Origin of the sequence: Mycobacterium kyorinense (assembly GCF_001672775.1) — a bacterium.
GTDB lineage: Bacteria > Actinomycetota > Actinomycetes > Mycobacteriales > Mycobacteriaceae > Mycobacterium > Mycobacterium kyorinense_A.
On the sequence record NZ_LZKJ01000144.1, the window covers coordinates 45,778 to 57,919 of the forward strand.

Sequence of the window (12,142 nt, forward strand, 5' to 3'; positions counted from 1 at the left end):
CGTCGGCCCAAGCTGTTCCGATGGCCACACCGTAAGGAGAGTTCCATGACCACTCGGTTTATGACCGACCCGCACGCCATGCGCGACATGGCCGGCCGCTTTGACGTGCACGCCCAAACCGTCGAAGACGAAGCCCGCAAGATGTGGGCGTCGAGCCAAAACATCGCCGGAGCCGGCTGGAGCGGAACCGCCCAGGCCACCTCCTACGACACCATGGGCCAGATGAACACCGCGTTTCGCAACATCGTCAACATGCTCCACGGCGTACGCGACGGGCTAATCCGCGACGCCAACAACTACGAGCAACAAGAACAAGCATCCCAGCAGATCCTGAGCAGCTAGGAGAACCCGCCATGACCATCAACTACCAATTCGGCGATGTCGATGCCCACGGCGCGCTGATCCGCGCCCAGGCCGCCTCCCTGGAAGCCGAACACCAAGCCATCATCCGCGATGTGCTTGCCGCCGGCGACTTTTGGGGCGGCGCAGGCTCGGTGGCCTGCCAGGAATTCATCACCCAGCTGGGCCGCAACTTCCAAGTCATCTACGAACAAGCCAACGCCCACGGCCAAAAAGTCCAAACCGCCGGCAACAACATGGCCAGCACCGACTCCGCCGTCGGCTCCAGCTGGGCCTGAACAGAACAAACCATACGTCGCTAATTGCTTTCCAAATCATTCCTAAAGTATGTAGTGTGGGAGTCATGCCAAAGATCAACTCGCGCAGCAGTTTCCGCGCCCGCAACCACCTCATCGCCGCCTCATGAAGGTCGTGCTGTTCTGCGGCGGCTACGGCATGCGGATGCGTACCGCGGAGGACGATGTCATACCCAAGCCGCTGCAACTGGTCGGACCGCGGCCGCTGCTATGGCACGTGATGCGGTACTACGCACACTTCGGACACCGGGAGTTCGTGCTGTGTCTCGGCTACGGCGGCGAAAAGATCAAGGACTTCTTCCTCCGTTACCGCGAGACCGAGTCCAATGACTTCGTCATTCGGGCCGGCCGGGTCGAGTTGCTCGATTCCGACATCTCCGATTGGACGATCACCTTCGTTGACACCGGCCTCGAGTCGCCGATCGGCGAGCGGTTGCGCCGGGTGCGCCAATTCCTCGGCGACGACGAATATTTCCTGGCGAACTATGCCGACGTCCTGACCGACGCTCCACTCGACGACATCATCAACCGTGTCACCCGCAGTGATGCCATGGCTTCGATGCTGATCGTCCCGCCGCAATCGTCGTTCCACTGTGTGGACATCGCTTCCGATGGCGACATCAAAGAGATCGCCCCGGTCACGAAGTTTCCCATTTGGGTCAACGGCGGTTATTTCGTGCTTCGCCGGGAGGTGATCGATCTGATCCCGGAGAACGGCGACTTGGTCGGCGATGCATGCATGACATTGGCCGGCACCGGCCGGTTGATCGGTTACCGCCACGACGGCTTTTGGAAACCAGCCGACACGTTCAAAGAACGCGCCGAACTCGACGCCGACTACAACAGGGGAGTCCGGCCCTGGATGGTGTGGGATCCGCCGCAGCGGCGGGACCGCACGGCATGATCTCACTGAGGCCGTCGAACCTCACGTCGGTTGCCGCCATCGGGGCGCACTGTGATGACATCGTCATCGGCGCAGGCGCCACGTTGCTTGAGATCGCGCGTCGCAATCCCGATGTCGTCGTGCATGCCCTGGTACTCACCGGCGGGGGCAGTGAGCGCGAGATCGAGGAAAAGAACGCCTTCGCGGCGCTATGTCCCTCGCTCGACGTGCGATTGACGGTGACCGACCTGCCGGACGGCCGGCTCCCCCAACACTGGGCGACGGTGAAGCAACATCTGGCCGATTTCCGTCGCGGCTGCCAGCCGGATCTGGTGCTGGGCCCCCAGCGCGCCGATCATCACCAGGATCACCGGCTGCTTGCCGAGTTGATACCGACCGAGTTTCGCGACCACCTCACCCTCGGTTACGAGATTCTCAAATGGGAGTCCGACTTGCCCAATCCTTCGGTGTACGTGCCGGTTTCCGCTCAAACCGCACACCGGAAAGCCGCGGTGCTGACGGAGTGCTATCCCTCGCAATCGGGCCGTGACTGGTTCGACGACGAGGCCTTCATGGGCCTGTTGCGCGTTCGCGGCGTGCAATGCCGCGCGCGGTTCGCCGAAGCCTTCACCGTCACGAAGTCCGTGCTCCAACCCGGCGACATGCAGTCACCCAACTAACCGGCCAGCCGCCGCGTCACCACGACAAAGAAGGGACTGACATTGCGAGTGCTGGTCACCGGGACCGAAGGCTATCTGGGCTGCCTTGTGGCCCCAGCGCTTTTCGACGACGGCCACGATGTGGTCGGACTGGACACCGGATACTACAAGGCCGGCTGGCTCTGCCCGGCTCACCTCACCGACAGCCCGAACAGCGCTGTGCCGCTGACCGTCGTGCGCGACATCCGCGACGTCACCGTCGACGATCTGCGCGGGTTCGATGCTGTCGTGCACCTGGCCGAGCTGAGCAACGATCCGATCGGCGACCTCATCGGCGATGTGACGTTCGATGTGAATCATCGCGGCAGCGTGCATTTGGCACACTGCGCCAAACAGGCCGGCGTCAACCGGTTTATCTATATGTCGTCGTGCAGCGTCTACGGGATCGCCGAGGGCACCGTCGATGAGACCAGTCCGATCAACCCGATGACGCCATACGCCAAATGCAAGGCGCTGGTCGAACGAGACCTGGCCGCGATGGCCGACGACGATTTCTCACCGGCCTTCCTGCGCAACGCCACCGCGTTCGGCGCCTCCCCGCGGATGCGATTCGACATCGTGCTGAACAACTTGGCAGGACTCGCCTGGACCGAACACCGCATCGCGATGACCAGTGACGGCACGCCATGGCGGCCGCTGGTCCATGCTCTCGATATCGCACAGGCGATCGGTTGCGCACTACGGGCCGATCGCCAAACCGTACACAACCTGGTGGTCAATGTCGGCACCGACGACAACAACCTGACCGTGCGTGAGATCGCCGAAGCGGTCAGCGCCGAGTTTCCCGGCTGCGACCTCACTTTCGGTTCGCCTAGCGGAGACAACCGCAGCTACCGCGTGGCCTTCGGCAAGATCCACCAGCTATTCGGTGACTTTCGTGCGCGCTGGGATGTGGCAGCCGGCGCCGCCCAACTACATCGGGTGTTCGACACGATCGCGATGGAGCCGGAGACATTCCATGGCCGCGGCCATACCCGCCTCAAACAAATCGAATACCTGCTCAAGACCGGGCAGGTTGATCAGCGCTTGTTCTGGACGGAGGTCTGAGTGAAGTACACACCCACTGATGTCGTAGGGGTGACCATCATCGACATCGAACCGCACCGTGACCATCGCGGGTTCTTCTCACGGTCGTTCTGTGTCGACGAGTTCGCCAAATACGGCTTGGATGTGACTGTCGCGCAGACAAGCATCTCCTACAACTACGCGCGCGGAACCCTTCGGGGTCTGCACCGCCAGGCGCCACCGTATGCGGAGGCCAAGCTGGTGCGCTGTACCCGGGGCGCCATCGTCGACGTTGCCGTCGACGTACGGCCTCAATCACCCACCTACGGCAAGCACGTGATGGTGCACCTCACCGCCGACAACCACCGAGCGTTGTTCCTGCCGCCCTACGTCGCACACGGGCTGCAAACACTCTCCGACGACACCGAGGTCCTCTATCAAGCCAGCGGCGCCCACGCGCCCGCCGGTGAGCAGGGATTCCGTTGGGACGACCCGGAATTTGCCGTTGCGTGGCCGCTACCGGTCACAGTCATCTCCGAAAAGGACGCCAGTTGGCCGTTTGTCAGCCCGGCGAGCACGGCATCGTGATCAGGCGCAGAGGGCGGCCATGACGGCCGGCACGTCGACGGCCACGGTACGGATGGTGGTCAGCGGCAGCATCGTCGAGCGCCGCGAGGCCCGCGAGGTGCTGTCGATCATCGAGTCGCGGCTGCAATCGAGCTCCGCTGCCGGCTTGGCCATCGGCTCGGTAAACCTCGATCACCTGCATCATTTTCGAAAACTCGCTGCGGCGCCCCGCGGGCGATTGGAATGGCTTCTACTGGCCGACGGAATGCCGATCGCGTGGCGCGGCCGGCTGCTCACCACGGGTGGGTGGCCCCGCATCACCGGCGCTGACTTGCTGCCTGAAGTATTAGCGCTTGCCGAATCGACGGGTCGACGAGTGGGCTTCTTCGGCGGCAGTCCGGAAACCCATCGCCGTCTGGCCGGCTACCTGGCGGACCACTTTTCGGCGCTGGCCATCTCAGGGACGTGGGCGCCGGAGGCGGCAGAGATAGCGTCGTGCTCTGACCGGCTCACCGCGGCCATCCGTGCTGCCCGCACCGACATCCTCATTGTCAGCCTCGGCAAGCCACGTCAGGAGCAATGGGTCGACCAGTACGGACTCGACTCCGGGGCAAAGGTTTTCCTGGTGTGCGGCGGCGCGATCGACTTTTTGGCCGGCCAGACCCGGCGCGCGCCCGACTGGATGCAAAATGCCGGCCTGGAATGGTTCTTCCGGTTAACCCACGAGCCGCGGCGGTTGGCCCGCCGCTACCTAGTGCACGGCCCGATCTCGTTACTACGGGCGGGACGCGCCCAACTCATCCGCTACCCCGGGGCTTACTACGCCGAGACCGCGGGCGGATCGCCATGACCTCGTTGGTATCCAAACCGCTGACGGGCCGGGCGCATTCCTCGGCGGTCGACCAATGCCCGGCCGCGACAACCGGCGTCGCCGCTCGGCATTGGCAGCACCGGTATGCCACCTCGCTGCGTATCACCGACTCGATCATCGTCTTCGCCTCGGTCATGCTTGCCCAATACATCAGGTTCGGGGAATCGCCAGATACGTCGGGCTACCCGGGTCAGCTGATGACGCTGTTCTCGTTGCTCTTTGCCGCGCTGTGGATGTCGTCGATCGCGGTGTTTCATACCAGGTCATCCCGCATCATCGGAGCCGGCATCGACGAGTACCGACGGATCGCCAGCGCGTCATTCTGGACGTTCGGCATCATCGCCATGGCGACGCTGCTGGCCAAAATCGACCTGGCCCGAGGGTATTTGGCGGTCGCACTGCCAGTCGGCACTGTCGGATTGCTGACGAGCCGCAACGTGTGGCGCCGGTATATCTCGCGTCAGCGGGCGCGTGGCAAGTACCAGACGATGGTCGTGGCGATCGGCGACCGTCCCGGAGTCTCCCATCTGGCACGTGAACTCATGCGCAATCCCAGGGACGGCTACGTCGTCGTCGGCGCCGGCATCCCAGGTTATGGACCGTCGCGCGGCAAGAAGCTCGTAGTGCATGGTCGCGAAATCCCGATCCTCGGCGATGAGACCCACGCGCTGGCGGCGATACCCCGGTGCGGTGCCGACACCGTTGCCGTGACTGGAACGGAGCGTTTCGGGGCGCGCGGCATCCGGCAGTTGATGTGGCGGCTGGAGCCCATGGACGTCGATCTCGTTGTCTCACCGGGAGTCATGGACGTCGCCGAATCCCGGCTGGCTCTGCGGCCGGTAGCCGGGTTCCCGCTGTTGCACGTCGAAAAGCCGCAATACCAGGGCGCCAAATCGTTCGAGAAGCGGATCTTCGACTTCTGCTTTTCGCTGGCCGCGCTGGCCGCAACGCTGCCATTGCTCCTCGTGGCGACCGCGGCGATCAAACTGACCAGCAGAGGCCCGGCGTTCTATCGGTCCGAGCGAATCGGACTGGACGGCAAGCCTTTCACGATGTTGAAGTTCCGCACCATGGTGCACGGCGCCGACACCCAGCTCGACCGGCTGTTGCCGATGAACGAAAGCGTGGGCGGCATGCTGTTCAAGATCCGCCGCGATCCACGGGTCACACCTGTCGGCAGAGTCCTGCGAAGATTCAGCATCGACGAACTGCCGCAATTCATCAACGTACTGAAGCAGGACATGAGCGTCGTCGGCCCACGACCACCGTTGAGACGCGAGGTAGAAAACTACGACGGCGAAGTCAGGCGGCGGCTGCTGGTAAAACCCGGCGTGACGGGGCTGTGGCAAGTCAGCGGCCGGTCAGATCTCTCCTGGGAGGAATCCGTTCGGCTGGATCTCTCATATGTCGACAACTGGTCAATGGCCGGCGATCTGCTGATTATCGCCCGCACCCTCAAAGCCGTCTTCGGCCGCGACGGAGCGTACTGAGCGACTATGCCCGAGCCGATGCTACGCGCCGACACCGAAGCTTCGCCTGCGCGAATCGCTCACGCTTTTACGATCCAGCTGATCTGCCGCGCGCTGGGAATGCTGGCATCGGTCGTCTCGGTAGCCATGACCGCCCGATATCTGGGTCCCGCGCGCTACGGGCAACTGACCATCGCGGTCGCGTTCATCGGAATGTGGGGCAGTCTGGCCGATCTCGGGATCGGCACCGTCATCGTGCGCCGGGTCACCGCGGGCCGTGGCGAACTCGAGCGGCTGGTCCGGCTCAACAGCGGCCTGTCGCTGATGTGCTGCGTTCCACTGGCCGCTCTGGCCGCCGGGTCCGGGTTTCTGGTCTATCGCGACGCCGATGTGCGGGTGATGCTGGTCGTGCTCTCGGGGCAACTACTGATGTTGACGATGACGACGCGCTTCGAACCGGTGTTTCTGGCCACCGTCCGGTTCTTCGCCGTGGCGTTTTCCGACCTGGCCGGCCGACTGGGCACGCTGACCATGGTCAGCATTTTGATAGCGGTACGCGCCGACGTCATCTGGTTCGCGGTCGCCCAACTCATCCCACCCGCGCTGCAATTGCTGATTCAAGGCGTCGCAGCGGCGCGGCACATCTCACTGCGACCGATCTTCTCCGCCAGGGAGGTCGCTGATCTACTTCGGGAAAGCCTGGCGCCCATCGGAGTAGCGGTACTGGCAATCCTCTACTGGCGCACCGACGGTGTGATCCTGTCGGTGCTGAGCACTCATGCCGAAGTGGGCGTGTACGGGCTGGCCTACACGATCGCGGGCAACACCGCGATCGTCTCGACGTTCTTCTTGAAGTCGACGCTGTCGACGGCCACCGAACGATTTTCCCGCGATGTCGTTGCGTTCGCCGCCTTCATGCGCCGCAGCGTCGAACTCATGTGCTTCGTGGCCATGCCGATCGCGGTGGTCGGAGCACTACTGGCCGGACCCTTGATTGGATTATTCGGCGATCGGGCGTTCGTCGGCCGCGGGGCGCCGACGCTGGCGTTGTTGTTTCTCGCCGCAGCGCTGCGGTTCGTCACCAGCACCCTGAGTCAGGGCCTGTTCGCCTGCCACCACCAGGGATTCCTGTTTCGGCTGGCGATCGCCACGCTGGCAGTCAACGTGACCCTGAACTTCATGCTGGACAGCAGGTTCGGTGCTGTCGGAGCGGGTGTGGCGCTGGTGTGCACCGAACTGTTCGGCCTGGTGGTCGCCAGTTGGTGGCTGCAGCGCCAATGCGGTTACCGCACACCGCTGACGTTCCTGCTGCGGGTACTCGTTCCCACAGCGGCCAGCGTCGTGGCGGTGTTGCTGCTGACCGGACAGCATGTGGTGCTTGTCATTACCGCGGCCGCCGCGACGTACCTGGCGGTCAGCATGACCGCGGGCCCGGTCGACTGGTCAACGGTGAGTTCGATGCGCGGGAGGAGTGGCGCTGATGGTTCGCGCCGCGACGATGCAGAACGAAGTGATGAGGAGGAGTGGCGCTGATGGTTGACGAACTCAACCGGGCATATCTCAAACGGCCCCACGGCGACCCCGCGCCGCTGCCGGCGAACCGCCCTCTGGCGGTGCTGATCGTGACGTACAAGAGCCATGATCTGCTGGAAAAGTGCCTCGCCAGTATCGGCGAATATCTTGCCGGGCTAGCGATCTACGTGTACGAGAACAGCGGCGACGGATACCCCGGCCGTGAAGAACTCGCTGCCCGCCACCCGAGCGTGCACTGGGTGATCGGTCCGGTGAACCTCGGCTTCGCTGCCGCCTTCAACGCGCTGGTGGAACACACCCCGCCCGACACCGACCTGTTGATCCTCAATCCCGATGCCCGCCTGCTGGGACCGTTGACCCGCACTCGGGAGTTGCTGCGCCGACCGAACGTCGCTGCCGTCTCGCCGATGGTGCGCGACACCGCCGCACCGGGACCGGCGGCGTGGGACATGGCGACCCGCCACACGACACTGGTCCGTGCGTTGGTGGGGGCCGCCGGCTACTCCAATGCACTACGTGGCACGCCACTTTCACACCTCTACGCTCGTCAGCCTGCCGAAGCGGAAAGCATCGACGGCTACATCGGGGGCGCCTGCCTGGCGATCAACCGGGCGGCCTGGAACGAGATCGGCGGCTTCGACGAAGAGTTCTTCCTCTACGGCGAAGAAGCCGATTGGCAGGCCCGTGCCCGGGCGGCGGGTTGGCGGATTCTGCTGGCCGACGAAATCGGCGTCGACCACGGGTCGCCGGCGGTCGGCGCATCAGCCGCCGGTCCTGGCGCGACGCATGGTGGCCCGGTTTCGTCCATCGAACGGCGCCGCAACCATGACCTGTTGCGCAGCCACGCCGCATTGCTACTCGAACACCAACACAGCGTCCACCACGCGGACGTCTACTTGGCCGGGACAACGGTTTTGGACAGGTTGCAGCGGTCCAACCGTAGTGTCCGCAGAACCCTGCGCAGCGGCCGGCGCACAACGCGGCCGTCGATTGTGATCACCACCAACCGCCTGGTGTACGGCGGCGCCGAGCGACAAAAGGCGTTGCTGGCAGCCGAATTGGACCGGCGAGGCTATTCGGTCACCCTGGCCTGCATGCAGCGGTTCGGGCCGCTGATCAGAGACATTCCACACAGCGTGCGTGTAGTGCGTCAACCCTGGTGGGCGCCGGCCCTCGATATCCCCGCCGGGCAGGCGGTGGTGATCAGCGGCGACACCAACACCGAAACCGGCTTCGCGACGTTGTGGCGGGCCGCCGGCCGCGGTCGGCGCTGGTTGGTCGCACCGCACATCCCCCCGGAACCGGACCGGCCCATCTACTCCCGACCACTGACTGCGGCGATGCGCCGAGCGGATGCCTTCATCGTTCTGGCGCAGCGGCATTGGGACATGCTCAACCGATATCATCGGCTCGGGAGCCGGAGCTTCGTAGCACCCAACGGTGTCACCACACCCGATGAGCCGACAAGGCGGATCCGCGTCCCCGGCAAGCCGCTGCATCTGGTGATGCTCTCGCGCATCGTCGAACACAAGAACCCCCATCTGCTGATCGAGGCGCTCTCGGCGTTGGTGGATATGCCGTGGACGCTGTCGATTTTCGGCGACGGCCCCGATCGAGACCGGCTGCGCGCCAACACTCCCACGGCGTTGCGCGACCGGGTACGGTGGCGCGGCTGGTCGCCCGGACCCGGCCCTGCTCTGGCCGAGGCCGACCTGCTCTGTGTGCCGAGCCGCTCAGAGGCTTTCCCGCTGGTGATTTTGGAAGCGATGGCGCGTGCGGTTCCCGTTGCCGCCTCAGGGGTTTGCGCGGTCCCCGAAATGCTGGATTACGGACAAGCCGGCTATGTCGTCGAGCCGGTGACGGTGGCGGGTTGGCGCGATCAGTTGGGCCAAATCCTGGCGCAGCCCGAGTCGTTGGCGGCGATCGGCCGCCGCGGCTTCGAGCGCATGCGCGGCCGCTACACAGTGGCCGCAATGACCGACAGCTATCTCGAAGCGATTGAAGCGGTGTTGTGATGTACGAAGTGGTGATCATCGGCGCCGGTCCGGCGAGAACTGGTTCACGAGGATGCGCCGCGGGCCACCACGTTACGAATCGAGGGTTGCATGCGTTGTCGCCTGTGTGATTCCGACCAACTCGTCAGCATCCTGGATCTCGGGGCGACCCCGCCCTGCGAAAAGTTCCTCACCGCCGACGAGCTCGACCTACCCGAGCAGACGTTTCCGCTGCACTTGCGGCTGTGCGAAAACTGCCTGCTGCTGCAGATTCCCGCGCTGATCACACCGCAAGACACCTTCACCGAATACGCCTACTTCTCGTCGTTTTCCGATAGCTGGGTCCGGCACGCGAAGACTTTCGTCGACGAAGCCGTCGAACGACTGAGCCTTGGGCCAACGTCGTTCGTGGTCGAGGTCGCCAGCAACGACGGCTACCTGTTGCAACATGCCGTAGCCGCCGGCGTCCGCTGTCTGGGAATCGAGCCGTCGGTCAATGTCGGCGCCGCCGCTGCCGGCCGCAATGTGCCGACGATGTCGGCGTTTTTAGATGAGCAGTTGGCAAGCACCATTCGTGCTGAGCACGGACCCGCCGACCTGCTCGTCGCTAACAATGTCTACGCACACATCCCGGATCTGCTGGGCTTCACCCAGGCCCTGCGCGGACTGCTCGCCGACGACGGATGGCTCAGCATTGAGGTGCACCACGCGTTGAACCTGATCGCTTTCGGCCAGTTCGACACGATCTATCACGAGCATTTTCAGTACTACACACTGCTTTCGGCGACTCGTACGTTGGCCACAGCGGGGCTGGCTGTCGTCGACGTCGAACTCATACCCACCCACGGCGGCTCGATCCGCGTGTGGGCTCGCCCCGCCGCGGCAGCCGGGCCACCAACCGCGCGGGTGGCCCAAGTGCTGCGCATCGAGGACGCAGCGGGATTGCATGGCGTGCAGGGATATCTGCAATTGCGCCTGCGGGCCGAGGAGGTCCGGCAGGAGCTGTTACGGTTCCTGCTGCAGTGCCGCGCCGACGGCAAGCACGTCGTCGGCTACGGCGCACCGGGCAAGGGCAACACGCTGCTCAACTACTGCGGAATTCGCAGCGATCTGCTCGACTACACCGTCGACCGTAACCCGTACAAGCACGGCCGCTTCACACCGGGCACACGGATCCCGATCCACCAGCCCGAGCTGATCGCCAAGGACCAACCGGACGTGGTTGTGGCGCTGCCGTGGAACCTGGAAACCGAGCTGACCGAGCAGCTGGGCTACATCGCCGACTGGGGCGGGCAACTGGTCTTCCCGCTTCCGACACTGCACAGCGCTATCTTCGCCGGCAGCAAGCACCATTGGTCGATGTCGCCGTGAGCCGCTGCCGAGGCTGTGGCGCCAGCATTTTGCAGCGCGTTCTCGACCTGGGGAAAGTGCCGGCGGCAGACGACTTTCCGTCCGCGGATATGCCGGTGAGCCCGCAGGAGTCGTCGCATCCGTTGGCGATGGACCTGTGCTTGCGCTGCGGGCTTGCCCAACTAGCGTACGACGATACGGTGGCGGCCGAGCCACGCGGCGTGGAGCCGCAAGCGCTGAGAGACCAGGCCGCCGAAGCGGTACGACACGTCGCCGAAGCGGGCTGGCTGCGGGGCGACACCGTACGCGAGTTCGGCAGCCCACACGGCGGAACATGGTTGCCGCTGCTGGCCGACCGGGGGTTCCGGGTCGGCGAAACCGCGGATGTCGTGCTCGACTCGTTCGGCATCATGCACGAGCGGGACCAGCGGTCGGCATTCGAGCTCCGCGCCGCAACCACCGCGTCCGATGGAGTGCTGCTGCTGCAATTTCACTCACTGTTGACGATCGTCGACCAGGGGCAGTGGAACACGTTGCGTCACGGCCACTTCGCTTATTACTCACTGACGACGCTGACCCGGCTGCTGTATGCGGTCGGGATGAGCGTGGCGACGGCATGGGAGTTCGACTTGTACGGCGGCACCGTCCTGGTTGCCGCTGTGCACGGCCGCATCGAGCCGGACCATTCTGTGAAGGCGATCCTGAAGCGCGAGCTGGACTGCAGACTGACCTCTGCCACCGCCCTCGAGTCACTGCAGCTGGCGGTCGAGAGTCAGGTTGCACGGCTGCGCGGCTGGCTGGCCACCCAGGCGAACAATGAACGTTCGGTGTACGGGTATGGTGCGGGCTCACGCGTGGCTTCGCTGTTCAGCATCGCCGGTATCGACCAGCGGCTGATCTCAGCGATCGCCGACGCGTCTCCCGCTAAGCACGGCCGCCGAATTCCCGGAACCGATATCGCCGTCATCTCACCGCAGGAGCTGATCTCGGCCGACCCCGATTGCGTGCTGTTGACTCTTCCGGACCTGTACGACGAGGTGCGACAACACTATCCGCAGCTCGATGGACGTTGGACGGTGCTGTGAAAGCTCCCCG

12 protein-coding genes are annotated in these 12,142 nt (G+C 64.3%); all 12 read left to right on the forward strand.

Annotation, left to right across the window (positions count from 1 at the left end):
* Window positions 1-45 precede the first annotated feature (45 nt).
* The 12 genes from A5707_RS15900 (at window position 46) to A5707_RS15955 (ending at window position 12,132) form a co-directional block, all read left to right on the forward strand.
* Window positions 46-342: a WXG100 family type VII secretion target gene (locus tag A5707_RS15900; RefSeq protein WP_065015416.1), complete on the forward strand. Its 297-nt coding sequence runs from the start codon at window positions 46-48 to the stop codon at window positions 340-342.
* A gap of 11 nt (window positions 343-353) precedes the next feature.
* Window positions 354-638, forward strand: a complete 285-nt coding sequence (locus tag A5707_RS15905; protein ID WP_065013049.1) for a WXG100 family type VII secretion target — start codon at window positions 354-356, stop codon at window positions 636-638.
* A gap of 124 nt (window positions 639-762) precedes the next feature.
* Window positions 763-1,560, forward strand: coding sequence for a glucose-1-phosphate cytidylyltransferase (locus A5707_RS15910; RefSeq protein WP_065015417.1), 798 nt, complete (start codon window positions 763-765; stop codon window positions 1,558-1,560).
* On the forward strand, window positions 1,557-2,219 hold the full coding sequence (locus A5707_RS15915; protein ID WP_065015454.1) for a PIG-L deacetylase family protein: 663 nt from the start codon (window positions 1,557-1,559) through the stop codon (window positions 2,217-2,219). Before A5707_RS15910 ends, A5707_RS15915 begins: the two co-directional genes overlap by 4 nt.
* A 42-nt stretch (window positions 2,220-2,261) precedes the next feature.
* A complete protein-coding gene (locus A5707_RS15920) occupies window positions 2,262-3,305 on the forward strand; it encodes an NAD-dependent epimerase/dehydratase family protein (RefSeq protein ID WP_065015418.1) in 1,044 nt (347 codons plus the stop codon).
* Window positions 3,306-3,851: a dTDP-4-dehydrorhamnose 3,5-epimerase gene (gene rfbC / locus A5707_RS15925; protein WP_065015419.1), complete on the forward strand. Its 546-nt coding sequence runs from the start codon at window positions 3,306-3,308 to the stop codon at window positions 3,849-3,851. It begins immediately after the preceding gene.
* Window positions 3,852-3,870: 19 nt separating this feature from the next.
* Window positions 3,871-4,680 (forward strand): WecB/TagA/CpsF family glycosyltransferase, encoded by an 810-nt coding sequence (locus tag A5707_RS15930; protein ID WP_065015455.1) that lies wholly within the window; start codon window positions 3,871-3,873, stop codon window positions 4,678-4,680.
* A complete protein-coding gene (locus A5707_RS15935) occupies window positions 4,677-6,191 on the forward strand; it encodes a sugar transferase (RefSeq protein WP_082969498.1) in 1,515 nt (504 codons plus the stop codon). Before A5707_RS15930 ends, A5707_RS15935 begins: the two co-directional genes overlap by 4 nt.
* Before the next feature lie 6 nt (window positions 6,192-6,197).
* Entirely contained in the window at window positions 6,198-7,703 is a 1,506-nt protein-coding gene (locus A5707_RS15940) for a flippase (RefSeq protein WP_082969499.1), read from the forward strand.
* Complete coding sequence (locus tag A5707_RS15945) at window positions 7,703-9,718, forward strand: glycosyltransferase (protein ID WP_065015458.1); 2,016 nt, start codon at window positions 7,703-7,705, stop codon at window positions 9,716-9,718. Before A5707_RS15940 ends, A5707_RS15945 begins: the two co-directional genes overlap by 1 nt.
* Window positions 9,719-9,808: 90 nt before the next feature.
* Window positions 9,809-11,068 (forward strand): class I SAM-dependent methyltransferase, encoded by a 1,260-nt coding sequence (locus tag A5707_RS15950; protein WP_065015420.1) that lies wholly within the window; start codon window positions 9,809-9,811, stop codon window positions 11,066-11,068.
* Window positions 11,065-12,132, forward strand: coding sequence for a class I SAM-dependent methyltransferase (locus A5707_RS15955; RefSeq protein WP_065015421.1), 1,068 nt, complete (start codon window positions 11,065-11,067; stop codon window positions 12,130-12,132). Before A5707_RS15950 ends, A5707_RS15955 begins: the two co-directional genes overlap by 4 nt.
* Window positions 12,133-12,142 lie beyond the last annotated feature (10 nt).

Coding starts and splice junctions, on each gene's coding strand:
- A5707_RS15900 (WP_065015416.1), top strand. CDS start 46: ATGACCACTCGGTTTATGACCGACCCGCACGCCATGCGCGACATGGCC.
- A5707_RS15905 (WP_065013049.1), top strand. CDS start 354: ATGACCATCAACTACCAATTCGGCGATGTCGATGCCCACGGCGCGCTG.
- A5707_RS15910 (WP_065015417.1), top strand. CDS start 763: ATGAAGGTCGTGCTGTTCTGCGGCGGCTACGGCATGCGGATGCGTACC.
- A5707_RS15915 (WP_065015454.1), top strand. CDS start 1,557: ATGATCTCACTGAGGCCGTCGAACCTCACGTCGGTTGCCGCCATCGGG.
- A5707_RS15930 (WP_065015455.1), top strand. CDS start 3,871: ATGACGGCCGGCACGTCGACGGCCACGGTACGGATGGTGGTCAGCGGC.
- A5707_RS15935 (WP_082969498.1), top strand. CDS start 4,677: ATGACCTCGTTGGTATCCAAACCGCTGACGGGCCGGGCGCATTCCTCG.
- A5707_RS15940 (WP_082969499.1), top strand. CDS start 6,198: ATGCCCGAGCCGATGCTACGCGCCGACACCGAAGCTTCGCCTGCGCGA.
- A5707_RS15945 (WP_065015458.1), top strand. CDS start 7,703: ATGGTTGACGAACTCAACCGGGCATATCTCAAACGGCCCCACGGCGAC.
- A5707_RS15950 (WP_065015420.1), top strand. CDS start 9,809: ATGCGTTGTCGCCTGTGTGATTCCGACCAACTCGTCAGCATCCTGGAT.